Annotated in this window: 21 protein-coding genes; 16 read left to right on the top strand and 5 right to left on the bottom strand. The window is 69.9% G+C overall.

All coding sequences use genetic code 11. The features are described 5' to 3' along the window. Nucleotides 1-251: 251 nt before the first annotated feature. From J2850_RS06700 to J2850_RS06665, 8 genes are all read left to right on the top strand, one after another. Nucleotides 252-3,527: an AsmA family protein gene (locus tag J2850_RS06700; protein WP_209980052.1), complete on the top strand. Its 3,276-nt coding sequence runs from the start codon at nucleotides 252-254 to the stop codon at nucleotides 3,525-3,527. Nucleotides 3,528-3,656: 129 nt separating this feature from the next. Further along, complete coding sequence (locus J2850_RS06695; protein ID WP_246512850.1) at nucleotides 3,657-4,037, top strand: accessory factor UbiK family protein; 381 nt, start codon at nucleotides 3,657-3,659, stop codon at nucleotides 4,035-4,037. A gap of 179 nt (nucleotides 4,038-4,216) precedes the next feature. Next, nucleotides 4,217-4,720 (top strand): type III secretion system chaperone family protein, encoded by a 504-nt coding sequence (locus J2850_RS06690; protein WP_209980049.1) that lies wholly within the window; start codon nucleotides 4,217-4,219, stop codon nucleotides 4,718-4,720. Between the two features lie 19 nt (nucleotides 4,721-4,739). After that, on the top strand, nucleotides 4,740-5,561 hold the full coding sequence (gene proC, locus J2850_RS06685) for a pyrroline-5-carboxylate reductase (RefSeq protein ID WP_209980046.1): 822 nt from the start codon (nucleotides 4,740-4,742) through the stop codon (nucleotides 5,559-5,561). Nucleotides 5,562-5,615: 54 nt separating this feature from the next. After that, nucleotides 5,616-6,098 carry a YbaK/EbsC family protein gene (locus J2850_RS06680; RefSeq protein ID WP_209980044.1) on the top strand — a complete coding sequence of 161 codons (483 nt, stop codon included), beginning with the start codon at nucleotides 5,616-5,618 and terminating at the stop codon, nucleotides 6,096-6,098. 84 nt (nucleotides 6,099-6,182) lie between these two features. After that, nucleotides 6,183-6,845: a TetR family transcriptional regulator gene (locus J2850_RS06675; protein WP_209980043.1), complete on the top strand. Its 663-nt coding sequence runs from the start codon at nucleotides 6,183-6,185 to the stop codon at nucleotides 6,843-6,845. Between the two features lie 157 nt (nucleotides 6,846-7,002). Further along, the gene (locus tag J2850_RS06670; RefSeq protein WP_209980041.1) at nucleotides 7,003-7,437 is read left to right on the top strand and encodes a phasin family protein; all 435 of its coding nucleotides are present in this window, start codon (nucleotides 7,003-7,005) and stop codon (nucleotides 7,435-7,437) included. A 162-nt stretch (nucleotides 7,438-7,599) separates the two neighbouring features. Next, nucleotides 7,600-7,935 (top strand): tRNA-binding protein, encoded by a 336-nt coding sequence (locus J2850_RS06665; protein ID WP_209980039.1) that lies wholly within the window; start codon nucleotides 7,600-7,602, stop codon nucleotides 7,933-7,935. A 479-nt stretch (nucleotides 7,936-8,414) separates the two neighbouring features. On the opposite strand, the gene J2850_RS06660 is transcribed toward J2850_RS06665, so the two are convergent. Continuing rightward, nucleotides 8,415-9,155: a response regulator transcription factor gene (locus tag J2850_RS06660; RefSeq protein WP_246512849.1), complete on the bottom strand. Its 741-nt coding sequence runs from the start codon at nucleotides 9,153-9,155 to the stop codon at nucleotides 8,415-8,417. Nucleotides 9,156-10,066: 911 nt separating this feature from the next. On the opposite strand from J2850_RS06660, the gene J2850_RS06655 reads away from it, so the two are divergent. From J2850_RS06655 to der, 4 genes are all read left to right on the top strand, one after another. Then, entirely contained in the window at nucleotides 10,067-10,708 is a 642-nt protein-coding gene (locus J2850_RS06655) for a response regulator transcription factor (RefSeq protein WP_209980037.1), read from the top strand. Between the two features lie 377 nt (nucleotides 10,709-11,085). Next, entirely contained in the window at nucleotides 11,086-11,730 is a 645-nt protein-coding gene (locus J2850_RS06650; protein ID WP_209980035.1) for a tetratricopeptide repeat protein, read from the top strand. A 9-nt stretch (nucleotides 11,731-11,739) separates the two neighbouring features. Next, the gene (locus tag J2850_RS06645; protein WP_209980033.1) at nucleotides 11,740-13,137 is read left to right on the top strand and encodes an outer membrane protein assembly factor BamB family protein; all 1,398 of its coding nucleotides are present in this window, start codon (nucleotides 11,740-11,742) and stop codon (nucleotides 13,135-13,137) included. 41 nt (nucleotides 13,138-13,178) lie between these two features. Continuing rightward, on the top strand, nucleotides 13,179-14,573 hold the full coding sequence (gene der / locus J2850_RS06640) for a ribosome biogenesis GTPase Der (protein ID WP_209980031.1): 1,395 nt from the start codon (nucleotides 13,179-13,181) through the stop codon (nucleotides 14,571-14,573). A 170-nt stretch (nucleotides 14,574-14,743) separates the two neighbouring features. Here der and J2850_RS06635 read toward each other — a convergent pair whose 3' ends face one another. Genes J2850_RS06635 through map form a run of 3 tightly spaced genes read right to left on the bottom strand, consistent with a single transcriptional unit; the run spans nucleotide 14,744 to nucleotide 16,583 of the window. After that, nucleotides 14,744-15,193: a cupin domain-containing protein gene (locus tag J2850_RS06635; protein WP_370878906.1), complete on the bottom strand. Its 450-nt coding sequence runs from the start codon at nucleotides 15,191-15,193 to the stop codon at nucleotides 14,744-14,746. Beyond that, nucleotides 15,190-15,777 carry an NUDIX hydrolase gene (locus J2850_RS06630; protein WP_209980029.1) on the bottom strand — a complete coding sequence of 196 codons (588 nt, stop codon included), beginning with the start codon at nucleotides 15,775-15,777 and terminating at the stop codon, nucleotides 15,190-15,192. Before J2850_RS06630 ends, J2850_RS06635 begins: the two co-directional genes overlap by 4 nt. After that, a complete protein-coding gene (gene map, locus J2850_RS06625) occupies nucleotides 15,774-16,583 on the bottom strand; it encodes a type I methionyl aminopeptidase (protein ID WP_209980233.1) in 810 nt (269 codons plus the stop codon). Before map ends, J2850_RS06630 begins: the two co-directional genes overlap by 4 nt. A 197-nt stretch (nucleotides 16,584-16,780) precedes the next feature. Between map and radA the strand changes: the two genes are divergently transcribed. The 4 genes from radA (at nucleotide 16,781) to J2850_RS06605 (ending at nucleotide 21,339) form a co-directional block, all read left to right on the top strand. Then, nucleotides 16,781-18,202, top strand: a complete 1,422-nt coding sequence (radA, locus tag J2850_RS06620; protein WP_209980027.1) for a DNA repair protein RadA — start codon at nucleotides 16,781-16,783, stop codon at nucleotides 18,200-18,202. Between the two features lie 53 nt (nucleotides 18,203-18,255). Further along, nucleotides 18,256-18,945, top strand: coding sequence for a CvpA family protein (locus tag J2850_RS06615; RefSeq protein WP_209980025.1), 690 nt, complete (start codon nucleotides 18,256-18,258; stop codon nucleotides 18,943-18,945). Nucleotides 18,946-19,059: 114 nt separating this feature from the next. Continuing rightward, nucleotides 19,060-20,508 (top strand): amidophosphoribosyltransferase, encoded by a 1,449-nt coding sequence (gene purF, locus J2850_RS06610; protein WP_209980022.1) that lies wholly within the window; start codon nucleotides 19,060-19,062, stop codon nucleotides 20,506-20,508. Between the two features lie 78 nt (nucleotides 20,509-20,586). Continuing rightward, complete coding sequence (locus J2850_RS06605) at nucleotides 20,587-21,339, top strand: SDR family NAD(P)-dependent oxidoreductase (protein ID WP_209980019.1); 753 nt, start codon at nucleotides 20,587-20,589, stop codon at nucleotides 21,337-21,339. A 112-nt stretch (nucleotides 21,340-21,451) separates the two neighbouring features. Here J2850_RS06605 and mutS read toward each other — a convergent pair whose 3' ends face one another. Beyond that, nucleotides 21,452-24,151, bottom strand: a complete 2,700-nt coding sequence (mutS, locus tag J2850_RS06600) for a DNA mismatch repair protein MutS (protein WP_209980017.1) — start codon at nucleotides 24,149-24,151, stop codon at nucleotides 21,452-21,454. Nucleotides 24,152-24,367 lie beyond the last annotated feature (216 nt).

Below are 24,367 nucleotides of genomic sequence, written 5' to 3'. Positions count from 1 at the left end.
GCCGTGGGATTGCCCAAATTGCTTGTTTCTTCTGCGGGCGCTAGCTTACCGAAGGATGGGGCCGGTCGGAAGCCGGTTGGTACCGAAGCCGCATCCATGGCCCCGGCGGTCCGCCGGCGGGGCGGGGTACGGACGGTCCCGTCCCGGTTGCCGGAGCGGGCGGCTGGCATCGGCGTCGGCGACGGCATTGACATGGGAAAAAGGGGCGCGGCCGACAACAAGGCCGGTCGCAGGGAAGGCGGAAAAACCCGGTGAAGAAGATTCTGATCGTTGCCCTGGCCGGGCTGGTGGTGCTGGCCGGATTGCTTCTGGCGGCACCCAGCCTGATCGACTGGAACAGCTACCGGGGCGCGATTGCCGACCGGATGTCGCTGGCGACCGGCCGCAAGGTCGAGCTGCGCGGCGACGTCGGCTTCACCCTCCTGCCGTCCCCGGCGCTGACGGTGCGCGACGCCCGGCTCGCCAACGCCCCCGGCGCCGCGGAGGCCGACATGGTGCGGCTGAAGAAGCTCGACGCCCGGGTGGCGCTCGGGCCGCTGCTGGGCGGCCACATCCAGGTCGAGAGCATCACCCTGGTCGACCCGACCTTCGTGGTCGAGGTGATGAAGGACGGCCGGATCAACTGGGACCTCGCGATTGCCGGGGCCAGGGCCGACGACGGGCTCGGGGCGGCGGAGAACTTGGTGTCGGCGGTCAGCTTCGACGAGGTGATGATCGACAACGGCACCGTCATCTACCGTGACGACCGCAACGGCCGCACCGAGACGGTGGAGGCGCTGAGCGCCCGGATCGCCGCTGGCAGCCTGACCGGCCCCTTCCAGTTCCAGGGCGATTTCCGGCTGCGCGGGCTGCCGCTGCACGGCGAGGCGACCGCCGGCCGCTTCACCGAGGGCGCGGCGGTGCCGGTGCGCGCGACGCTGTCGATGCCGCAAACCGATGCAACGCTGCGCTTCGCCGGTATCCTGACCGGCGGTTCCGAATCGAAGCTGCAGGGCGACCTGCGGGCGGAGGGCGGCGATTTCGCCAAGCTGCTGGATGCCCGCGTTCCGGCGGCGCTGGCCCAGCCCTACAGCCTGCGGGCGACGGTGGAGGCCGGAACCAGCCTCGCCACCTTCTCCGGCCTGGAAGCCCAACTGGGGGACACCCGCGCCACCGGCAACGCCACCTACCGCGTCGGCGATCCCGCCAGGCGGGAAGACCCGCGCACCGAACTGACGCTGGCGATCAACCGCCTCGACCTCGATTCCTGGCTGTCGCGCGGCTCGGCGGCCGGCACGGCGTCGACCTCTACCCCGGCATCGCCGCCGGCAGGCTCGACCGCCGGGCTGGCGCCGGCGTCGGTGGTGCTGCCGACCGGCGTCGAGGCCAAGCTGGACGTCGCGATCGACGCCATGGGCTACAACGGCGGCGTGGTGCGCCAGGGCCGCGTCGAAGCCAGCCTGTCCGGCGGCCGGCTGAACATCGACCGCATCAGCGCGCTGCTGCCCGGCGGCTCGGACTTCGTCGCGGCTGGAGAGGTCACCGCCCCGGGCGGCCAGCCCACCGTCGACCTTCGGATGGAGGCGAACGCCGACAATTTGAGGGCGGTGCTGGAGTGGGCGAAGCTCGACATGGCGGCGATCCCCGCCGACCGCCTGCGCCGCGCCTCGCTGTCGGCGCGGCTGCAGGGCCATGCCGACCGGTTCGAGCTGTCCGGGCTCGACTTCCGCTTCGACAGCAGCCGCCTCAGCGGCGCCGTCGCCTATGTCGATCGCGGCCGGCCGGCCTTCGGGGCCAGGCTGGAGCTCGACCGCCTCAACCTCGACGGCTACCTGCCGGGCGACCAGACGGCAGCAGCCGGGACCGGCCAGCCGGGGCAGGGCACGGCCGGCCAGCCGGCCCAGTCCCCCACCCAGGCTCCCGCCCAGGTCACCGCGCCGCGCGGCCCGCGCAGCGGCACGACGACCACCGATTCGGGCCTGTCGGCGCAACGCCTGCTCGGCGTGGCGGACGCGAACCTGGACCTGAGCGTCGGGCAGCTCACGGCCGGGGGCCTGCCGGTGAAGGGCATGCATCTGGACGCCACCATCGCGGGCGGCGCGCTGACCGTGCGCGAGGCGAAGGTGGAGGATGTCGCCGGTCTGAACGCGCGGCTCGACGGCCAGATCGCCAGCCTGTCGCCGCTGAAGGGGGTCAACCTGTCGCTGACCGCCGAGGCGGAGTCCCTGGGCGGGCTGCCCCGCGCCGTCGCCTGGCCGCCGGGGCTGCCGGCGCCGGAGCGGCTCGGCGCCCTCAGTGCCAAGGCCCGGCTGGCCGGCGACGGCGACCGCATGGCCGTCGAGGCGACGGCGGGGCTGCTGGGCGGCAGCATCGAGGCCGGAGGCGCCATCCTCGCCATCGACCGCAAGCCGAGCGCCGACCTGAAGCTGCGCGTGATCCATCCCGAGCCGGGACGGGTCGCCGCGCTGTTCGCCGACGGCGGGCTCGCACGGGCGTTCGGGTCGCTCGACCTCTACGGCGAGCTGACCGGAACGGCGGTGTCGCCGACGCTCGGCAACATCCAGGGGCTGCTGGCCGGCGTGCCCGTGCGCGGCAAGCTGCTGCTCGACCGCCGGGGCGAGCGCCCGGCCTTCGAGGCCGAGCTCCAGACCGGCGACCTCGATTTCGACCGGCTGCGCAACGCCCCGCTGGTCGGGGACGGCGTCCAGCGGCCGGGCCAGCCCGGCATGCCCGGTGCGGCGGCCGGCTCGTCCCCGGATGCGCTGGCCGACGCGCTGGCCGATCTCGGTTGGCTGCGCTGGATGGACGGGCGCCTGGCGCTCACCTCGACCTCGCTGACGCTCGGCGGCCAGCGCCTGCAGCGGCCGGCGTTGCGCATGACGCTGGCCGGCGGGACCGCGACGCTGGAGCAACTCGACGGGGAATGGCAGGGCGGCCAGATCGGCATGACCGGCCGGCTGTCCGCCCCGCAGGGCCAGGAGCCGGCCATCGACGCCGACGTCACGGTGATCAAGGCGGCGCTCGGCTCCGCGCTGTCGGGCATCGGCGGCATGGGGCTGGAGGGCGGGGCGCTGGATCTCGACATGGCCCTGTCCGGGCGTGGCCACGGCAAGGCCCTGGTGCAGAGCCTGCAGGGGCGCGGCCGTGCCGTCGCCACCGGCGGCGTGCTGCGCGGCATCGACCTCGCCGCCCTGCGTGGCCGCCTGTCGGCGGCCGAGCGGACGCAGGACGTGGTGGGGGCCGTGGCCGGCGCCCTTCAGGGCGGGGAGACGAAGCTGGACCGGCTGGACGGCCGCTTCACCATCGACGGCGGCGTCGTCCGTGTGGACGGCGCCCGGCTGACCACCGCTCCCGCCGACGGGACGCTGACCGGGACCATCTCGCTTCCCGACGAGCGCGTCGACCTGGGGCTGGCGGTGACCGTCAAGGCCGGTGGCGTCCTGCCGCCGCTGACCCTGCGCATGGCCGGGCCGTGGGACGCCCCGACCCAGACCCTCGACCTCGCGGCCCTGCGGGAGCGTTTCGGCCAGGATGCCGCAAGGCCCTGACGGCGCACCCGGTCCTGGCGCCGGCATGCTGCGGATGCCCAGTTTCGTCGGGGGGCGGACGGCCAAGGGCGTTGAAGTCGCCGCTCCCGCCGTCCATAATGACGGGACGGTAACCGGAAGTCAGAGCCGATGCAGGTGGATAATAGGATTCTGGACGATCTCGCCCGTGTGGCGGGTGGCGCGCTCGGCGCCTTTTCGTCCTTGCGCGAAGAGGCCGAGGGCCAGCTTCGTGCCCAACTCGAGCGCGTGCTGTCGCGGATGGACGTGGTCAGCCGCGAAGAGCACGAGGCTGTCCGTGCGATGGCCGCCAAGGCGCGCGAGGAGCAGGAGGCGATGGCCGAGCGGCTGGCCGCACTGGAGGCCACCGTCGCGTCGCTGACCGCCGCCCGTGTGCCGGTTCCGGTCCCCGAACCCGGCCTGCCGGCCAAGGTCGAAGGCCAAGCGGTCGAGGGCCAGACGCGGCCGCAAGGGACCGAAGGCAGCGGCAGCGCGGGCGTTTCCGCGTCCTGACCGTCCTTCCGGCCGGCGCCGCCGCGCCGATGCAGCCGCTCATGCAGCCGTAAGCCGCGGCCGCATCGGCGGCTTGCAGCCGCCTTTTCTCCATTTCCCAGGGTATTGGCCCGGGTAAGCCCTACAACCCGCCCGGCCGCACGGTACCGCCCATTGCGCCTTCATAGGAGGACGCTGACATGTCGGCAGTCGCCGTCGAAACCACCACCCCCTCCCACAACCCGCTCGATGTCGTCGAGGAGATCGTCACCGCCAACGAGTGGCCGTTCGACCGTGCCAGCGAGGATGAGCTGGTCGTCGAGATCGGCGGGCGCTGGTGCGACTACCGCCTGTATTTCGTCTGGCAGCCCGACGTCAGCGCGATGCAGTTCTCCTGCCAGTTCGACATGAAGGTCCAGGCCGCCCGCCGGACCGCCGTCGCCGAGCTGCTGGCCGAGGTCAATGGCCGCATGTGGCTGGGGCATTTCGACGTCTGCTCGGAGGAGCACACGCCGATGTTCCGCCAGACCATGCTGCTGCGCGGATCGCGCGGGGCGGCGGTGGAACAGCTCGAGGATCTGGTGGAGATCGCGCTGTCGGAGTGCGAGCGCTTCTATCCGGCCTTCCAGTTCGTGATCTGGGGCGGGAAATCCGCGCCGGAGGCGGTGTCGGCCGCCATCCTCGACACCATGGGCGAAGCGTAAGCGAAGGGGCGATCGGGCCATGACCGAAGGGACTGGGGCGGCGCTGCTGCTGGTGGGCTGCGGGAAGATGGGCGGGGCGATGCTCGACGGCTGGCTGGCGGCCGGGATGGCGTCGCGCGTCGTCGTGGTCGACCAGGCCGGGCTGCCGGAGTCGGTGGCGGGCAACCCGCTGGTGGCCCTGGCGTCCGGCGCCGACGCGCTGCCGGACGGCTTCGTTCCCGACGTGGTCGTGCTGGCGGTCAAGCCGCAGGTGATGGACGGGGCGCTGCCGTCCTACCGTACCCTCGTTCGGCCTGGCACCGTTTTCCTGTCGATCGCCGCCGGCAAGACCATCGCCTATTTCGAGCGGCTGCTGGGGGAGGGGGCGGTCGTCGTCCGCTCCATGCCCAACACGCCGGCCGCCATCGGCCGCGGCATGACGGTCGCCGTTCCCAATTCCCGCGTCACCGCCGCCCAGCGCGAGCTGTCCGACCGGTTGCTGCGGGCCGTCGGCGACGTCGCCTGGGTCGAGGATGAAGGCCTGCTCGACCCGGTCACCGCGGTGTCCGGCAGCGGTCCGGCCTACGTCTTCTTCCTGGTGGAGGCGATGGCCAAGGCCGGCGAGGCCGCCGGGCTGCCCGCCGATCTGGCGATGCGCCTGGCCCGCGCCACCGTGTCCGGCGCCGGCGCGCTGCTCGATGCCTCGCCGCAGCAGGCTGCCGACCTGCGCAAGGCGGTGACCAGCCCGAACGGCACCACCCAGGCCGCACTCGAAGTGCTGATGGCCGCGGACGGGATGCAGCCGGTGATGACCGCCGCCATCGCCGCCGCCGCGCGTCGGTCGCGTGAACTGGCCGGCTGAGAGCGGCAGGGCGCCAGCGAAGGAGCGGCCAAGCGGCCAAGGACGGAGGACGGGATGACGGGACTGAGCCCCTCGGCGCAGCGCGTCCAGGACCTGCTGGATGCGATTGGCCTCGGCCACCGCGTCGTCGAGCACCAGGGCAGCACCCGCACCTCGGAGGAGGCTGCGGCGGCCGTCGGCTGCAGTGTCGCGCAGATCGCCAAGTCCCTGATCTTCCGTGCGCGGGAGACCGGCAGGCCGGTGCTGGTGGTTGCCAGCGGCGCGAACCGGGTCGACGAGAAGGCGGTCGGCCGCCTGATCGGCGAGAGGATCGAGCGGGCCGATCCCGATTTCGTCCGCGAGGCGACCGGGTTCGCCATCGGCGGCGTTTCCCCGATCGGCCACGCGGTGCCGCCGCTGGTGCTGATCGACGAGGACCTGATGCGGCTGGAGGTGATCTGGGCCGCCGCCGGCACGCCCAATGCCGTGTTCCGCCTGACGCCCGCCGACCTCGCCAGCATGACGGGCGGCCGGGTCGCGACCCTGCGCAAGGCCTGATGCCTTATTGTCGGCCTTGCGGGTGACGCGCGGCCACGGACACACCACCTTATGAAGCGGTTTCCTATCGTGTGAGGTGGTGCGATGTCCGATACGCCCGAAGACAGCAGCTTCCGCACCGATCCGCTGGATCCGGACGCCCTGGACCGCACGGTCGCGGCGGCGGCGATGCGGCTGGCGGCCGAGAAGGGCTGGCGACGCGTCGGCCTGCTTGACGTCGCCAAGGCCGCAGGCGTGCCGCTGTCACGATTCCATCACCGCTTCCGTGGGCGGGCCGACCTGCTGGCGGCCGTCTCGCGCGTGGCCGACGCCACGGTGCTGGCCGCCGACCTGACGCCCGATCCGGCGGAGGCGGAGCGCGACAGGCTGTTCGACGTGATGATGCGGCGGTTCGATGCGTTGCGCCCGTACCGCGAGGGATTGCGTGCGGTGATCCGCGATCTTCCGACCGAGCCGGTGACCTCGCTGGCCTTCTCCTGCAGTTTCGGCCGCTCCATGGCCTGGATGCTGCGTGCCGCCGGCATCGATCCCGACCGCCGCGGCGGCGCCGCGCTGGTCGCCGGGCTCGGCACGGTCCATGCGCGGGTGATGCGCGTCTTCCTCGACGACGACAGCGCCGACCTGTCCCGGACGATGGCCGCGCTCGACAACGCCCTGCGCGGTGCCGAGCGCTGGGGCGCGACCTTCTGCCGCTGGACCGGCAGGCGGCGGGCTGCGGCGGAAAATCCCACGGCCTCAGCCGCTTGATCCGGGAGCGACGCCGCTGCTCCCGTCAGGGCTATGCTGCGGCGCCAAAACCGCGTTGACTAAGTTTTCAGCACTCTGCATAGTCGCCCTCTGAATGTTGCGCCGCAACATGCCCGGACAGCAAGCGGGCCCAATCACCGATTTGGGGATGAGAAACATGGCCAAGATGAGCGGTAACCCCTTCCTCGAGTTCGATCCGTCCAAGCTGATGGGTGACTTGAAGATGCCGGGCCTGGATGTCGAGTCCATCATCGCCAGCCAGCGCAAGAACATCGAGGCGGTCACCGCCGCCAACCAGCTTGCCTATGAGGGTTTCCAGGCCGTCCTGCGCCGCCAGGCCGAGGTCCTGCGCACCGTCACCGAGGACGTCAACCGCGCCGTCGGCGAACTGACCGTCGCCGGCACGCCGGAGGAGAAGGCCGCCAAGCAGGCCGATCTCGTCAAGACCGCCTTTGAGAGGTCGCTGGCCAACATCCGTGAGCTGACCGAGATGGTCGCCAAGTCCAACACCGAAGCGGCCGACATTCTGGCCAAGCGCGTTTCGGAGAGCCTGGACGAGATCAAGGTCGCCATCGCCAAGGTGCAGAAGTAAGAGAGTCCGCATACCGGGGGTTCGCGCTCCTCGCGCGGCCTCAGGGGCTGGGGGTCGCCATCGGCGGCCCCTTTCTGTTTTGCTGATCGCGAGACGCCGGGTTCCGGTGGGCGGCGGCACGCGCTACCTTGCCGGCAACGTTTCAACCGGACGGAGCCTGCGATGACCATCAGCTACGACGACTTTACCAAGGTCGACATCCGCGTCGGCACCATCCGCGCCGCCGAGCCTTTCCCCGAGGCGCGCAAGCCGGCCTACAAGCTGACCATCGATTTCGGGGGCGAGATCGGGACCCGGCGCAGTTCCGCCCAGATCACCAGCCACTATGCCGCCGATGACCTGGTGGGCCGGCAGGTGCTGGCGGTCGTCAATTTCCCTGCGAAGAGAATCGGGCCGTTTACCAGCGAGGTCCTTTGCCTGGGACTTCCCGATGCCGACGGTGCGGTGGTGCTCGTCGGGCCGGACCGATCGGTGCCGGACGGCGCACGACTGTTCTGAGCAATGCCACTGGTCGGCATCCCCCATGTCGCCATCATGAAGGCGGGGCGATCTGCAGGACCGCGGCGGCTGCCATCGACGTCTCTGTCCGCATCGACGAGGTGTCGCGCGAGGCGAGCGTCGCGGAACGGCGCGCGGACGAACAGCGCCGAGGCGCTTCGGAACTCACCCACGGCACCGACGACCTGATGCATATTCTGGTGCGTGCCGTCAGGACAGCGGCCGGGGCCGTGGGCTGTTGGCACATCCCGCGCTATCGGACGGACGCTTTCCGCAGGGTGGAGGGAAGCGGAGGGCGGACGGGCGTCCGCCGGCTCGACGCATCCCGCCCGGGCGCCGCCCTGGGGGAGGCGGACGCCGTAGGGGGAGGCGGTACGCTGTTGTTCGGCCGGCTCGGTCTTCCGTCGCCGTTTAACGCTCGCCCCGGCCGTTTCGGGCAGACGGCGCCCCCGCATCGCGTCACCGGGTGAAGCGCGGTCTCACAGCCCGGCGCGGCGCTGCTGGGCGGCGTGCATGTGGGGCGGCGTCATGCCCGAACGCGCCTGCTCCAGAGCCCCCTGTTGCCGCGCGGCGAAGACGCCGGCTTCCGTGCGGTTGCGGAAATGCAGTTTGGACAGCACGCTGCGCACCATCGACTTGATGACCGCCTCCGAGAGGTCGAGCGCGTTGGCGATGGTGCGGTTGTTCATCCCTTCTCCAAGCAGGCGAAGGGTCTCGAATTCGGGATCGGACAACCGCGGCAGCAGCGTCAGGCGGATCTCGTCGACCCCGAGGCGCGACAGGAACTGCTTGGGCATCAGGCAATGGCCTTCCAGCCCGAGGTCCAGCAGCTCGTTGATGCGGTCGACATTGAGATCCTCGAAGACCCATGCATCGGCGAAGGCCAGGATGTGGGCGGCGTCCAGCAGCTCGCGCGAGGACAGCACCACGACGATCCGCGACCGGCGGGACAGCCGGAGATAGACCATCGGCTCGTTCTCGCGCAGCGCGGTGAACTGCTGAAGGCCGATCAGAATGGCGTCCGGCGTCAATGCGCTCTGGGTCAGCTCGCCGATGTCGTGCAGCACCGTGACCCGGTGACGCCCGCCGCGGTCGAGCTGCTGCACCACCGTCTCGGTGAGCGCATTGTTGTCGAGGATCAGGCAGACATGCATGGGAGTCACCGCGTTGCGGGTCTGGTGAGATGCTTTCTCATTGGCGTACTCATGGTGTGTGTGCATGGGTCAGCTCTGTCTGGAGGAGGCATCCACGGCCGGCCCTGCTGGGGGCATCGCCGCCTGCGTCAAAGGGTTGAAATGAAGCCGGCCGGTTGGCCCAGGCACGTGGTCGAAAGGCACGTTGAGGAAAATCCTGCACAGGTATCGAAGTATTTCAGAACAACTGCATATTCCCCTGGTGGAAAACCGCCGGAGGGAAATCCTGGTTGCACCGGCTGATTTAGAAATGAACCGTGCTCCGCGTAAATCAGGCGATGGATGATAAGCCAAGATCGCTTGCCGTCTCCTTGTAGGTCGCCTTAGGTTTCGGAACGGTAACACCTATGGAATGATGTGTGCTGGACGGGTCACACGGGAATGCGCGTTGGTACAGGCATCCTTCAGAGTGACCCGATCGGTTTGGTCGCCGCTTTTCCTTCCCCGTTCGCGCGGTCGATTCGGGATTATCCGAGTCCCTGCCACACGAACGTCGCAAAGATGGCAAGGTTCCAAGAAATTTCCCGTTCCTGATGGAGACAACAGGCGCCATTTCGAATGATTCCAATGGCTGTATCTCATAACTCCCTTCGCGACCGTAGAGCCATCTATGACCTTCGTCGGAGACAATGCTTGTGTGTCGCATGACCAATGGCATTTCGCATGAAGATGCCGGCCTCAAATGACCTATGGCCCTTGTCCGGATACATGTGCTCTTCCGATCGTGGTATCAGGTACCCAAGACAGTGAAGAGCGGCCAACTACGGAACACGGCCTTAAGGCCGGGCTGAAGTAAGGCCGATGGCGTGCAGTCGACCACCAAGCAGAAGACTCGATACAATCGAGGCGCGTGGTATGACCCGGGTGCCGCGGGGGCGCATCGGGCGAGAATGGATCAGGAGCCCCGACGGGGCCGGCGAGCGAGGATGACGGGGACCATGAAGATTCTGATCGGAGACGACCATCTGCTGTTCCGGGAAGGCCTGCGGCGGTTGCTCGAACAGTTGCAGGGTGACTCCACCTTCGTAGAGGCCGGGACGTTCGACGAAGTGCTGGACCACTGCCGGACCAGCGGCACGTTCGATATCATCCTGATGGACCTGCACATGCCGAGCTGGCCGGGCTTCGACGGGCTGCGCGAAATCCAGGCGCTGCAGCCGGGCGTGCCGGTGGTGGTGATCTCCGCATCCGAAGCGCTGGGCGACATCCGCGGCGCCCTCGACCACGGCGCGACCGGCTACATCCCGAAATCGAGCAGCGTCAAGGTGATGATGGGTGCCCTGAACCTCGTGTTCTCGGGCGGCATCTACCTGCCGCCGGGCGCGCTCACCGCATCCATGGATGCCGCGCCGCGCCGCCGGGCGAGCGAGGTTTCCGACCGGAATGCCGGCTACGGACTGACCCAGCGCCAGCGCGAGGTGCTGGAATGCCTACGGCTGGGCAAGTCGAACAAGCAGATCGCCTATGAGCTGGGTCTGTCCGAGGGCACGGTGAAGATCCACGTGACGGCGATCTTCAAGTCGCTCGGCGTGAAGAACCGGACCCAGGCGGTCATCGCCGCCGCGGCCATGTCGGCCTGATCCAGATCGGCCTGATCCAGATCGACCTGATCCGGGCCACATGCCATCGATCGCGACGAACCCGGCGACAGCCTGGGCGTAATGCGGGCTGCGGAGGGATGCCCTCCGCAGCCCGCAGTCGTTTCCACCTGCACGCCGTCGCCGCCTGCCGGTGGCGCCCGCCTCCGGAAAAGGCCATCAAAGTCCGGCTCCGGCGGCGGCCGCGACGCCCTTGCTCTTGACCGCGCGGGCGGGGCGATGCTATCCGCCCCTCTTGATCCTGCGCGGGCCGTCCGCCGGCCAACCGGCCGGACCGATCCGCGCGAACCGACCGATCAGCGCCGCCCGCTCGCGGGCCATGCGCGACGATGCCACCGCAGGGACGCCACCGCAGCGCCATGAGCGATATTTTCCGCGAAGTCGACGAGGATCTGCGCCGGGACCGCGCGGAGCAGCTTTTCAAGAAGTATGGCGGCGCCATGATCGCTGCCGTCGTGCTGGTGGTTGCCGGTACCGGCGGCTACAGCTTCTGGCGCCACTGGAAGGAGCAGAAGCGGCAGGAGCAGACCGCCGCCCTGGTCGCCGCCCTCTCCCAGACGGCCCAGGGGCCGGAAAAGGGCGTGGACGCGCTGGCGGCCTTTGCCGGAACGGCCGATCCCAGCCTGGCCGCCGTTGCCCAGTTCAATGCCGCGGCCCTGCTGATCCGCCAGAACAAGGCGGCCGAAGCCGCGACGATCTATGACGGCATCGCCCGCAACGCCGGGGTCCCGGCCGCCTACCGCGATCTCGCCACGCTGCTTGCCGCCATGCAGCGCACCGAAAGCGGCGACCCCGCGCAGCTCTCGGCGCAGTTGCAGCCGCTGACCGCCGACGCCAGCCCCTGGCGCTTCAGCGCGCGGGAACTGACCGCGCTGCTGGCGGTCCGCTCCGGCGACACCGAAAAGGCCGGCACGCTCTACAAGCAGTTGGCCGACGATCCCCAGACGCCATCCGGCCTGCGGACCCGCGCCGCCGACCTCGCGTCCCTCTACGGCAAGGGCTGATCCAAGGCCATGACCACTCAGAAGGCTGTCACCCGGCTGCCCGCCGCCAGCGCGGCGACCGCGACCACCGCCCGCACCATCCGCCGCGCCGCTCTCGTGTCGGGTTCGCTCCTGGCGCTGCTGCTCGGCGGCTGCGACACCGTCGGCGACTGGTTCGGCAAGACGCCCGAACCGCCCCTGCCGGGAAACCGCGTCTCCATCCTGCAGCGCGAGCGCAAGGTGGAACCCGATCCGCAGCTCGCCTCCGTCTCGGTGGTGGTGCCGGAGCAGGCGGCCAACGCCGCCTGGGCGCAACCCGGCGGCACGCCGGAGCATGCCATGGGGAACCTCGCCCTGTCGGCGAACCCGGCGGAAGCGTGGCGGACGGATGTCGGCGCCGGCTCCAGCAGCTCGCGTGCGCTGCTCGCCACGCCGGTGATCGCCGATGGGCGCATCTACGCCATGGACGCCGATTCCCATGTGTCGGCCTTCAACGAGCGCAACGGCCAGTCGCTGTGGCGGGTCGACACCCGGCCGGAGCAGGAGCGGGGGTCGGCCACCGGCGGCGGCGTCGCCTATGCCGACGGCCGCGTCTATGCCGCCACCGGCTTTGCCGAGGTGCTGGCGCTGGAAGCCGGCAGCGGCAAGGTGCTGTGGCGCAAGCGGATCGCCGGTCCGGTGCGCGGCGCCCCGACGGTTTCGGGCGGGCGCGTCATGGTGGTGACGCTGGACAACCAGCTCGTCGCCCTGTCCGTCGATGACGGCGCTGTGCAGTGGTCGCACCAGGGCATCCTGGAGACCGCGGGCCTCCTGGGTGCCGCCAGCCCGGCGGCGACGTCGACGCTGGTGGTGGCACCCTATTCGTCCGGCGAGCTCTACGGCCTGCGGCCGGAGAACGGCCGCGTCGGCTGGCAGGAAAGCCTGGCGGCGGTCCGGCGCACCGGGGCGCTGAGCAATCTCGCCGATATCCGTGGCCTGCCGGTGATCGACCGCGGCGTCGTCTATGCCATCGGCCATTCCGGCCGCATGGTCGCGATCGACGAGCGGATCGGCAGCCGCATCTGGGAAACCGAGATCGGCGGAGTCCAGACTCCCTGGGCGGCCGGCGACTTCCTGTTCGTCGTGACCAACGACCAGGAACTGGTGGCGGTCGCCCGCCAGACCGGACGCATCCGCTGGGTGTCCCAACTCGACCGTTTCAAGGATCCCGAGGACAAGAAGGGGCCGATCGTCTGGTCGGGCCCGGTCCTGGCCGGCAGCCGGCTGTGGGTTGCCAGCTCCGACGGCAAGCTGCTCGGCCTGTCGCCGGCGGACGGCAGGGTGGAGGTGACCCGCTCGCTTCCGACATCGTCCTACTTGCCGCCGGTCGCGGCAAACAACACTCTCTATGTGCTGTGCGACAACGGAACGCTGGTCGCGTTCCGCTGATCGCGGATTATCTCTGTCTGTTGTGAAAGGCCTTCGGCCCCATGTCGTTCACCGTGGTCCTCGTCGGTCGGCCGAATGTCGGCAAATCGACCCTGTTCAACCGTCTGGCCGGCAAGAAGCTGGCCCTGGTGGACGATACGCCGGGCGTCACCCGTGACTGGCGCTCGGCCCCGGCCCATGTCGGCGGCCTCTCCTTCACGGTGGTCGATACCGCCGGCCTGGAGGATGTCACCGACGACAGCCTGGAGGCGCGCATGCGCCGCCAGACCGAGCAGGCGCTCGCCCGCGCCGACGTCGCGCTGTTCATCATCGACGCCCGCGCCGGCGTGACGCCGCTCGACCGGCACTTCGCCACTCTGCTGCGCAAGGGCAAGACCCCGGTCCTTCTGGTCGCCAACAAGACCGAGGGCAAGGCCAGCCAGCCCGGCTTGTTCGAATCCTACGAACTGGGCCTGGGCGATCCGATCCCACTGTCGGCCGAGCATGGTGAGGGCATGGCCGACCTGGTCGAGGCCCTGCTGCCCTACGCGCCGCCCGAGGAGGGCGAGGGCGAGGAGGAGGCCGATGCCGGCTTCGACCCGAGCATCCCGATCGGCGACCAGCCGGAGCCGGAAGAGGACCGCAGCAAGCCGATCCAGATCGCGATCGTCGGCCGCCCGAACGTCGGCAAGTCGACGCTGCTGAACAGCCTGCTCGGCGAGGACCGGGTGCTGACCGGCCCGGAGGCCGGCATGACGCGCGACGCCATCGCCGTCGACTGGGAATGGCGCGACCGGCGCTTCAAGCTGGTGGACACCGCCGGCATGCGCCGCCGCGCCCGCGTCGACGAGAAGGTGGAAAAGCTTGCCGTCGCCGACAGCCTGCGCGTCATCCGCATGGCCAACGTGGTGGTGCTGGTGGTCGATGCCGGCGCCATCCTGGACAAGCAGGACCTCACCATCGCCCGGCTGGTGATCTCCGAAGGCCGCGCGCTCGTCATCGCCGTCAACAAGTGGGATGCGGTGGAAGACCGCGCCATGGCCCTGCGGCAGGTCGAGGACAAGCTGCAGGCGGCGCTGGGCTACATCAAGGGCGTGAAGGTCGTCACCATTTCGGCGCTGAAGGGGCACAAGCTGGACACGCTGCTGGACGGCGTGCTGGAAACCTACGCCGTCTGGAACCGCCGCATCCCGACCGCACAGCTCAACCGCTGGATCGAGGGCGTCCTCGATCATCATCCGCCGCCCCTGATCGAGGGCCGCCGGGTGAAGATCCGCTACGTCACCCAGGTGAAGACGCGGCCGCCCACCTTCGCTCTGTTCGTGAACAAGCCGCTCGACCTGCCGGAGAGCTACCAGCGCTACCTGACCACCCACCTGCGCGAAAGCTTCGACATGCCGGGTGTGCCGGTGCGCCTGCTGCTTCGCAAGGGCAAGAACCCCTACGCGGACGACTGAGGGGAGGGGCACTGGCTGAGCCGCGGCTGACGACGCCCCCATCCTCCCCATGCTCCGCATGGATCCCTCCTTCCCCCGCTGAGCGGAGGAAGGCATTTTCTTCCCTCCCCCGCGATCGGACCGACCTTCGGTCGGCCGAGAGCGGGGGAGGGTCAGGGAGGGAGTGACGGCTATCCGCCTGCCAGCGGTTCCCACCCCTCGGGCGCCATCCTGAATCCCGCGAATTCAAAGGCCGGCGCCACCGTACAGCTCACCAGGGACCAGTCGCCCAGGCTGCGCGCCGACTGCCAGGCGCCGACTGGCACCACCGCCTGCGGCCGCTCGCCGCCTTCGATGTCCAGCCCCAGCCGGTGCCGTTCGATGCCGTCGCCGGCCGCCTCGTCATAGACGGACAGCTCCAGCGGCGCGCCGCCGTGCCAAAGCCAGATCTCCACGGCATCGACCGTGTGCCAGCGCGATTGCTCTCCGGTCCGCAGCAGGAAGTAGATCGCCGTGACGGCGCCGCGCCCGTCCGCGGGAGCCCGGTAGGTCTCGACGTAGCAGCCGCCCTCCGGATGCGGTCGCAGACCCAGCAATCCGATCAGCCGCTCGGCGTTGAGGGAATGAGGGCCGCTCATCATCGCGCCTTCCGTGCCGCCATGGCCAGGCCATCGCGCAGCGCCGGCGCCAGCGCCACGCCCAGCATGCCGATCACCGGCAGCACCGCATAGTCGCCATTGGCGGCGGCCTCGATCAGCCCGCCGATGGTGTGAAGCTCGATCCGCATGTCCTCCAGGTCGCCGTTGTCCGGCTCGGCGACCTTGCGGGCGCCCCTGGCGTGGAACATGTGGCAGGTGCTGCCGCGGATGTTGGCGCCGACCACGTAGCCGCCGAGCGGCGTCCAGTCGTCGGCGGCATAGCCGGTCTCCTCCAGCAGCTCGCGTTTGGCGGCGTCCAGCGGCTCCTCGCCGGGTTCGATGGCGCCGGCCGGGAAGGTCAGGCTGACGCGGCGGGGACCATGCTTGTAGGTCCGCAGCATCACCACCCGCCCGTCCTCGGTCTCGACGAACATCAGGGCAAAGTCCGGCTGGTCGAGCTGATAGAAGCCGTCGACGGTGCGGCCGTCGGGCAGGCGCACCGTCTCTGCGCGAAGTTTCAGGTAGGGGCTGGCGTCGAGCAGCTCGCGGCTGTCCAGCACCGTCCAGGGCTTCAGCTCGTCGCTCATGCGGCGTCGCCGTAGGGCGGCTGGGTGTAGCCGGCCGGGGAGAGGGTGAAGATCTCGCAGCCGTCCTCGGTGATGCCGATCTGGTGCTCGAACTGGGCCGACAGCGAGCGGTCGCGGGTGACCGTCGTCCAGCCGTCGGACAGGATCTTCACCTCGTGGCGGCCGGCATTGATCATCGGCTCCACGGTGAAGACCATGCCGGGCCGCAGCTCCACCCCGGTGCCCGGCTTGCCGTAATGGTCGACGTGCGGCGCGTCGTGGAACACCTGGCCGATGCCATGGCCGCCGAAGTCGCGCACCACCGAGCAGCGTGCAGCCTCCGCCATCGTCTGGATGGCGTGGCCGATGTCGCCGAGATGGTTGCCGGGCTTGGCCTGGGCGATCCCGGCCATCATGCAGCGGTAGGTGAGGTCGACCAGCTTGCGCGCCTTCACCCCGATCTTCCCGCCGACGAAATACATGCGGCTGCTGTCGCCGTACCAGCCGTCGAGGATCACGGTGACGTCGATGTTGACGATGTCGCCCTCCACCAGCTTCTTGTCGTCGCTGGGGATGCCGTGATTGACCACGTGGTTGGGCGAGATGCAGCTCGACGCCGGATAGCCGTGGTAGCCCAGGGTGGCGGGAATGCCGCCACGGTCGCGCTGGAACTCCTCGATCAACTTGTCGAGCCGGCCCGTGCTGACGCCCGGCGTCACGAAGGGACCGATGTAGTCCAGCGTCTCGGCGGCCAGCCGTCCTGCCTTGCGCATCGCCTCGAACCCTTCGGGGCCATGCAGGACGATGCGCTTGCCTTCCTTGTCCATCACCACGTCATCCGTCACGAAAACCTCAACCTTCTCGGCCTCCCGCGCCCGGCCGGAGGGCAGGGGTGGGGGTGACCGACAAGGTAGCATGGGGGACGGCCGAAAAAAGCCCCCGCCTTTTGCGCCGCAGAGCATAGGATTCGCCGGGGTGGCTTGCTATATGTGGCGGGACCTATCCCCATCGGACTACCAGACCTTTGGCGAAGCCTACCACCCGTTATGTCTGCCAAGCCTGCGGCGCTTCCTTCCCCAAATGGGCGGGACGATGCGATGCCTGCGGCGAATGGAACAGTCTGGTCGAGGAAGCGGCGCCCGACAGCGCCCCCAAGGGGCTGGGATCGGCCCGCGGCCGCCGGATCGACTTCGTCGGCCTGCAGGGCAGCAGCGAGGCGCCGCCCCGCCGCATGACCGGCATCGCCGAGTTCGACCGCGTCTGCGGCGGCGGGCTGGTTCCCGGTTCCGCCATCCTGATCGGCGGCGATCCCGGCATCGGCAAGTCGACCCTGCTGCTGCAGGCGATGGCGCGGCTGGCGCAGGACCATCGCTGCGCCTACGTCTCGGGCGAGGAGGCGGTCGACCAGGTTCGGCTGCGCGCCCAGCGGCTGGGCTGCGCCGCGGCGCCGGTCGATCTCGCCTCCGCGACAAGCGTGCGCGACATCGTGGCGTCGCTCGACGAGCCGCGCGGTCCCGAGGTGATCGTCATCGACTCGATCCAGACCATGTACATGGACAATCTGGACAGCGCCCCCGGCACCGTCGCCCAGGTCCGCGCCAGCGCGCAGGAGCTGATCCGCGCGGCCAAGCGGCGCGGCGTCGTTCTGCTGCTGGTCGGCCACGTCACCAAGGAAGGCATGATCGCCGGTCCCCGCGTGCTGGAGCACATGGTGGACACGGTCCTCTATTTCGAAGGCGAGCGCGGGCACCAGTTCCGCATCCTGCGCGCCGTGAAGAACCGCTTCGGCCCGACCGACGAGATCGGCGTGTTCGAGATGGGCGACGGCGGGCTGGGCGAGGTCGCCAACCCGTCGGCCCTGTTCCTGGCGGAACGGCGCGGCGACGTTTCCGGCGCCGCGGTCTTCGCCGGCATGGAAGGGACGCGGCCGGTCCTGGTCGAGGTGCAGGCCCTGGTGGCGCCGTCGCCGCTCGGCACGCCGCGCCGGGCGGTGGTTGGCTGGGATTCGGCGCGGCTCGCCATGGTGCTGGCGGTGCTGGAGGCGCGCTGCGGCGTGCAGATCGGCGCCAACGACGTCTACCTGAACGTCGCCGGCGGCCTGCGCATCACCGAACCGGCCGCCGACCTGGCGGTCGCCGCGGCGCTGGTATCCTCGCTGACCGGCGAGCCGGTTCCCGCCGATGCCGTGGTGTTCGGCGAGCTCGGCCTGTCGGGCGAGGTGCGGGCGGTCGGCCAGAGCGACACCCGCCTGAAGGAGGCGGCCAAACTGGGCTTTTCCTCCGCCATCTTTCCGGCTAGACGGACGGGCGGGAAGGGCGGCCGCGGCGACAACGGCCTGAAGACGGTCGAACTCCATCATCTCGGCGAACTGATGCCGCTGTTCCAGGCCGGCCGGGATGCCGGTGGCCGGGGTGGACGGCCGCGGCGGGACGACGAGTACATCTGAGGCCGGCAGCCGCCGGTACCTGTGAACGGGCTTTTGGGAACTGGCGTGGGGCCATGGACAATCTACCAGTGAATCCGGTCGACATCGTCGTCATCGCGGTGCTGCTCCTGGCGGCCCTGCTCGCCTTCAGCCGCGGCATGGTTGCGGAGGTGCTGTCGGTCGCCGCCTGGGCGGGGGCCGCCGTGGTGACGCTTTACGCGCTGCCCCATGTGCTTCCCTACGTGCAGCTCTATATCCGTTTCGAGATGCTGGCCTATGCGGCCGCCGCGGTCGGGCTGTTCATCGTGTCGCTGATCATGCTGACGCTGCTGGGCCGCAGCCTGTCCCGCGGGGTGCAGGCATCGGGCCTTTCGGCGCTGGACCGCACGCTCGGCTTCCTGTTCGGGCTGGTGAAGGGCGGCATCCTGGTGTCGGTCGCCTATCTCTTCTTCCTGTGGCTGGTGCCGAACCCGGCCGAACAGCCGGCCTGGCTGCAGGAGGCGAAGACGCGCCCGTTCCTGGCCGCCGGTGCCGAGATGATCTACGGCTTCGTGCCCGAGCCGCTGCGCAAGGAGGGGCTGGGCCAGATGGACATGGCGCGCGACCGTGCGCGCCAGGCGATGGAGGCCAAGCAGGCGCTCGACCGCCTGTCGACACCGGTGCCCAGCCCCGCGAAGACCGGGGGTGCACCGGCACCCGATACCGGCTATAAGGACCGCGACCGCGCCGACCTCGAAAGGCTTATGCAGAACAACGCCCGCTGAGTTTTCGGCGCGATCGCCGTTTGCGATCGACGCTTGCCGTTTCGTTTTTTCGCCTTGTTTTCCGCTGTGTGCTGACGCGCTCTCACGCGCCTCTTGGACGAAGGACTCCTGGTGATGCTGACCACGCATCCGTTCGACGACGACAAGCTGCGCGAAGAGTGCGGCGTGTTCGGCATCTACGGCAACCCGCAGGCGGGAGCCATCACGGCGCTGGGCCTGCACGCCCTGCAGCATCGCGGGCAGGAGGCGGCCGGCATCGTCAGCTTCGACGGCGGGCGCTTCCATCTCCAGCACACGCTGGGTCTGGTCGGCGACCATTTCAGTTCCGAGGCGGTGATCGCCAAGCTGAAGGGTGCGTCCGCCATCGGCCATGTCCGCTATGCCACGACCGGCGACACCTCGATCCGCAATGTCCAGCCGCTCTACGCCGACTTCGAGTTCGGCGGTTTCGCGCTCGCCCATAACGGCAACCTGACCAACGCCCAGTCGCTGCGTCGGCAGCTCGTCCGTCGCGGCTGCCTGTTCCAGTCCTCCACCGACACCGAGGTCATCGTCCACCTGATGGCGACCGCCCGCGGCGGCTCGCCGGTCGACCGGCTGATCGAGGCGGTCCGCCAGGTCGAAGGCGCCTTCTCGCTGGTCGCGCTGACCTCCAAGGAGGTGATCGGCGTTCGCGATCCGCTCGGCGTGCGGCCCCTGGTGCTGGGCAAGCTGGGCGACACCTACATCCTGGCGAGCGAGACCTGCGCGTTCGACATCGTCGGTGCCGAGTATGTCCGCGACGTCGAGCCGGGCGAGATGGTGGTGATCGACGGCGGCGGCGTGCACAGCCTGCATCCGTTCCAGCCGCAGACCCGCCGTTTCTGCATCTTCGAGTACATCTACTTCGCCCGCCCCGACAGCGTGATGGAGGGGACCAGCGTCTACCAGGCGCGCCAGCGTATCGGCCGCGAGCTGGCCCGCGAGGCCGGCGTCCCCGCCGACGTCGTGGTGCCGGTGCCCGACAGCGGCGTGCCGGCGGCGCTCGGCTATGCGCTGGAGAGCGGCGTGCCCTTCGACCTGGGCATCATCCGCAACCACTATGTCGGCCGCACCTTCATCGAGCCGACCGACCAGATCCGCCATCTGGGCGTCAAGCTGAAGCACAACGCCAACCGCGCCATGATCGAAGGCAAGCGGGTCGTGCTGGTCGATGATTCGATCGTGCGCGGCACGACCTCGAAGAAGATCGTCGAGATGGTGCGCGCCGCCGGGGCCGCCGAGGTGCACATGCGCATCTCCAGCCCGCCGACCTCGCACCCCTGCTTCTACGGCATCGACACGCCGGAGCAGGGCAAGCTGCTGGCCCACCGGATGACGGTCGAGCAGATGCGCGAGTTCATCCAGGCCGACAGCCTGGCCTTCATCTCGCTCGACGGCCTCTACCGGGCGATGGGCGAGGAGAAGCGCGACCCGGCGAAGATCCGGTATTGCGACGCCTGCTTCACCGGCGACTATCCGATCCCGCTGACCGACGCGCTGGAGAGCCCGCCGGTCGAAGCGAACGTCGCCGTCCGCGCCTGACGATCATCCCTCCCCCGGCCACGGGGGAGGGTTTTTCATATGTGAACGAACAATAATCTCAGGAAACGAGTCGTCCCCATGTCCCGTCTCTCCGGCCGCATCGCCCTCGTCACCGGTGCCTCGCGCGGCATCGGCGCCGCCGTCGCCAAGCGTTTCGCCGCCGAAGGCGCCCATCTGGTGCTGGTCGCCCGCACCGTCGGCGGGCTTGAGGAAACCGACGACGCCATCCAGAAGATCTCCGGCCAGTCGGCGACCCTGGTGCCGATGGACCTGCGCGACTACGACAAGATCGACCAGCTCGGCCACGCGCTGTACCAGCGCTTCGGCAAGCTCGACGTGGTGGTCGGCAATGCCGGCGCCCTGGAGGCGCTGGGTCCGGTCGCCCAGTATGACCCGAAGCTGTGGTCGCGCGTGATGGACCTGAACGTGACGGCCAACTACCGGCTGATCCGCTCGATGGATCCGCTGCTGCGCGCATCGGGCAGTGGCCGCGCCATCTTCGTGACCTCCGCCGCCGCCAAGGCGCCGCACCACTACTGGATGCCCTACGGCGCCAGCAAGGCGGCGCTGGAGATGATCGTCAAGACCTACGCGCTGGAGGTCGCCGGCTCGTCGGTGCGCGCCAACCTGATCGATCCCGGAGTGGTGGCGACCAAGCTGCGCACCCAGGCGTTCCCCGGCGAGGACCCGACGAGGATCGCCCAACCCGACGACGTCACCGAGCGTTTCGTCGAACTGGCCGAGGCCGCCTGCACCCTGCATGGCGAGCTGGTTTCCGGCGCAGCGAGTTTGGAAGGTGGGCGGCCGACACTGGCGCTGCCCCCTCCCTGACCCTCCGCCGCTCTCGGTGGACCGGGGGCCGTCCGATCCGCGGGAGAGGGAACTGCCGCCTCTTCACAGAAGGCACTCTCCCGCGTCGGCGGGGGGCGTCGGAGCCGACGCCTCACCCCTTCAGCAGTCCCCGCAGCCGGTACAGTTCCTCCAGCGCCTGGCGCGGCGTCAGGCTGTCGGGATCGACCGCCTTCAGCGCCTCCTCCAGCGGCGACGGCCCCGCGGGGACGGCCTCCGTCGCCTGAGCCTTCGGGGCGGGGCGCTTCAGCGCGGCGCTGAACAGCGGCAGATCCTCGGCCAGGCGGTGGATGGTCGCGTTCTGGTCGCCCGATTCCAGCAGCTTCAGCACCTCTTCGGCCCGCCCGACCACCGGCGGCGGCAGCCCGGCCAGCTTGGCGACGTGGATGCCGTAGCTGCGGTCGGCGGCACCGGCGGTCACCTCGTGCAGGAACACCACGTCGCCCTGCCATTCCTTGATCCGCATCGTGTGGCAGGACAGCGCCGGCAGCTTCGAGGCCAGCATCGTCAGCTCGTGGTAATGGGTGGCGAACAGGGCCCGGCAGCGGTTGACGTCGTGCAGGTGCTCGACGCAGGCCCAGGCGATCGACAGCCCGTCGAAGGTGGCGGTCCCGCGGCCGATCTCGTCCAGGATGACCAGGGCGCGGGCGCCGGACTGGTTCAGGATCGCGGCGGTCTCCACCATCTCCACCATGAAGGTCGAGCGGCCGCGGGCGAGGTCGTCGGCGGCGCCGACGCGGCTGTACAGCCGGTCGACCACGCCGATATGGGCGCGTTCGGCCGGGACGAAGCTGCCCATCTGGGCCAGCACGGCGATCAGCGCATTCTGGCGCAGGAAGGTCGATTTGCCGGCCATGTTGGGACCGGTCAGCAGCCATAGCCGGTTTTCCGGCGCGAGGTCGCAGTCGTTGGCGACGAAGGGGCCGCCATGGGCGGCGTCCAGGACCGCCTCGACCACCGGATGGCGGCCGCCGCGGATGGAGAAGGCGAGGCTGTCGTCGACCTGCGGCCGGATGTAGCGCCGCTCCTCGGCGAGTTCGGCCAGCGACGCCGCGACGTCGAGCGCCGCCAGCGCATGGGCGGCCTGGGCGATGGCGTCGGCCTGGGCGGCGACGGCGTCGACCAGCCCGGCGAACAGCTCCAGCTCGACCGCCAGCGCCTTGTCGGCCGCCTCGGAGATGCGGCGCTCCAGGTCGGAGAGCTCCACCGTGCCGAAGCGCACGGCGTTCGCCATGGTCTGGCGGTGCATGAAGACCTCGCGCGCCTTGTCCGACATCAGCTTGTCGGCATGGGCGGCGGTGACCTCGATGTGGTAGCCGAGCACGTTGTTGTGCTTGATCTTCAGCGCCGGCACGCCGGCGATCTCGGCGTATTTGCTCTGCAGCCCGGCGATCAGCCGGCGGCTCTCGTCGCGGAGCGTCACCAGCTCGTCCAGGGCATAGCTGTAGTCGCGGGCGATGAAGCCGCCGTCGCGGGCCAGCAGCGGCAGGTCCGGCGCCAGCGCCTGGGTGAGCTGGCCGACCAGTTCCGTGTGTTCGCCGAGCCGCCGGTCCAGTGCCGCCAACCCGTCCGGCAGGCCGCCGACGCCGGCGAGCAGGTGCCGGATCAGCGCCGACTGCGTGAGGCCGTCGCGGATGGCGGCGAGGTCGCGCGGGCCGCCGCGGCCGAGGGTCAGGCGCGACAGCGCCCGCTCCAGGTCCGGGCAACTGCGCAGGGCGTGGCGCAGCTCGCCGCGCAGCCGCTCCTCCGACAGGGCGAACTCGACCATGTCGTGGCGGCGGGCGATGGCCGCCGGGTCGGTCAGCGGCGCCGAAAGATGGGCTGCCAGCAGGCGGGCGCCGGCCCCCGTCACCGTGCGGTCGATGGTGGCGAGCAGGCTGCCGCGCCGTTCACCGTTCAGCGTGCGGGTCAGTTCGAGGTTGCGGCCGGTGGAAGCGTCGATCTCCATCACCGCGCCCGGCCCGACCCGGCGCGGCGGCGACAGGCGGGGAACGCGCCCCTTCTGCGTCAGCTCGACATAGCCGACCAGCGCCCCGGCCGCCGCCACCTCGGCGCGGCTGAAGGTGCCGAAGGCGTCGAGCGTCCCGACGCCGTAGACCGACAGCAGGCGCTGCCGGCCGTTCTCGCTGTCGAAGCGCGGGGTGGGCTGGACGGTCAGGCGCGACTTCCATTCCGCCCACAGCTCGAACAGCTCCGGCTGCTGCGACAGCTTCTCGGAGATCAGCACCTCCTGCGGGTCGAGCCGCCCCAGCGCCGCGCCGAGGCCCGTGCGCTCCACCGGCTGCACCACCAGCTCGCCGGTGGACATCTCCAGCCACGCCAGTCCCAGCCCGCCCGCGGCCTCCGTCACCGCCGCCAGCCAGTTGGACGAGCGGGAATCCAGCAGGCTGTCCTCGGTCAGGGTGCCGGGGGTGACGATGCGGATGACGCCGCGCTTCACCACCGACTTCGACCCGCGCTTCTTGGCTTCCGCCGGGTCCTCCATCTGCTCGCAGATCGCGACGCGGAAGCCCTGGCGGATCAGGCGCTGCAGGTAGTTCTCGTGGCTGTGGACCGGGACGCCGCACATCGGGATGTCCTCGCCCAGATGCTGGCCGCGCTTGGTCAGCGCGATGTCGAGCGCCGCGGCGGCGTTCACCGCATCCTCGAAGAACATCTCGTAGAAGTCGCCCATGCGGTAGAACAGCAGGCAGTCGGGATGCGCCTGCTTGATCTCCAGGTACTGCGCCATCATCGGGGTCGCGTCGGCGGGAATGACGATTTCGGCAGCGGGGTTGGGCAGGGTGCTGGACATGGTGCTCGACAAGGGATGGCCGTGCGGCGGTTGCAGGTGGCGTTACGGCGCGCACCCTATCACGGGATATGCGGCGGCGGGATAGGCCGCATGGCCGGCCGCGAAACAATGGGGCGGGACCAATCGGGCGGAGCGGCGGCAGCCGTCGGGTGCGTCTCCGTGGCGATTGACGGAGGCTCTCCGCCGGTCGCTACAATAGGGAAACCCAATGAGGAA

It is taken from the genome of Azospirillum picis (assembly GCF_017876115.1).
GTDB classification, from domain to species: Bacteria; Pseudomonadota; Alphaproteobacteria; order Azospirillales; family Azospirillaceae; genus Azospirillum; species Azospirillum picis.
The sequence above is the reverse complement of the archived record's forward strand: the minus strand, read 5'-3'. Positions and strand labels throughout refer to the sequence as shown.

Bases quoted from the DNA above. Each gene is read 5' to 3' on its own strand.
- J2850_RS06695 (WP_246512850.1), top strand. From the start codon at position 3,657: ATGCAGGTGGATAATAGGATTCTGGACGATCTCGCCCGTGTGGCGGGT.
- J2850_RS06690 (WP_209980049.1), top strand. From the start codon at position 4,217: ATGTCGGCAGTCGCCGTCGAAACCACCACCCCCTCCCACAACCCGCTC.
- proC (WP_209980046.1), top strand. From the start codon at position 4,740: ATGACCGAAGGGACTGGGGCGGCGCTGCTGCTGGTGGGCTGCGGGAAG.
- J2850_RS06680 (WP_209980044.1), top strand. From the start codon at position 5,616: ATGACGGGACTGAGCCCCTCGGCGCAGCGCGTCCAGGACCTGCTGGAT.
- J2850_RS06675 (WP_209980043.1), top strand. From the start codon at position 6,183: ATGTCCGATACGCCCGAAGACAGCAGCTTCCGCACCGATCCGCTGGAT.
- J2850_RS06670 (WP_209980041.1), top strand. From the start codon at position 7,003: ATGGCCAAGATGAGCGGTAACCCCTTCCTCGAGTTCGATCCGTCCAAG.
- J2850_RS06665 (WP_209980039.1), top strand. From the start codon at position 7,600: ATGACCATCAGCTACGACGACTTTACCAAGGTCGACATCCGCGTCGGC.
- J2850_RS06660 (WP_246512849.1), bottom strand. From the start codon at position 9,155: ATGCACACACACCATGAGTACGCCAATGAGAAAGCATCTCACCAGACC.
- J2850_RS06655 (WP_209980037.1), top strand. From the start codon at position 10,067: ATGAAGATTCTGATCGGAGACGACCATCTGCTGTTCCGGGAAGGCCTG.
- J2850_RS06650 (WP_209980035.1), top strand. From the start codon at position 11,086: ATGAGCGATATTTTCCGCGAAGTCGACGAGGATCTGCGCCGGGACCGC.
- J2850_RS06645 (WP_209980033.1), top strand. From the start codon at position 11,740: ATGACCACTCAGAAGGCTGTCACCCGGCTGCCCGCCGCCAGCGCGGCG.
- der (WP_209980031.1), top strand. From the start codon at position 13,179: ATGTCGTTCACCGTGGTCCTCGTCGGTCGGCCGAATGTCGGCAAATCG.
- J2850_RS06635 (WP_370878906.1), bottom strand. From the start codon at position 15,193: ATGATGAGCGGCCCTCATTCCCTCAACGCCGAGCGGCTGATCGGATTG.
- J2850_RS06630 (WP_209980029.1), bottom strand. From the start codon at position 15,777: ATGAGCGACGAGCTGAAGCCCTGGACGGTGCTGGACAGCCGCGAGCTG.
- map (WP_209980233.1), bottom strand. From the start codon at position 16,583: ATGGACAAGGAAGGCAAGCGCATCGTCCTGCATGGCCCCGAAGGGTTC.
- J2850_RS06615 (WP_209980025.1), top strand. From the start codon at position 18,256: ATGGACAATCTACCAGTGAATCCGGTCGACATCGTCGTCATCGCGGTG.
- purF (WP_209980022.1), top strand. From the start codon at position 19,060: ATGCTGACCACGCATCCGTTCGACGACGACAAGCTGCGCGAAGAGTGC.
- J2850_RS06605 (WP_209980019.1), top strand. From the start codon at position 20,587: ATGTCCCGTCTCTCCGGCCGCATCGCCCTCGTCACCGGTGCCTCGCGC.
- mutS (WP_209980017.1), bottom strand. From the start codon at position 24,151: ATGTCCAGCACCCTGCCCAACCCCGCTGCCGAAATCGTCATTCCCGCC.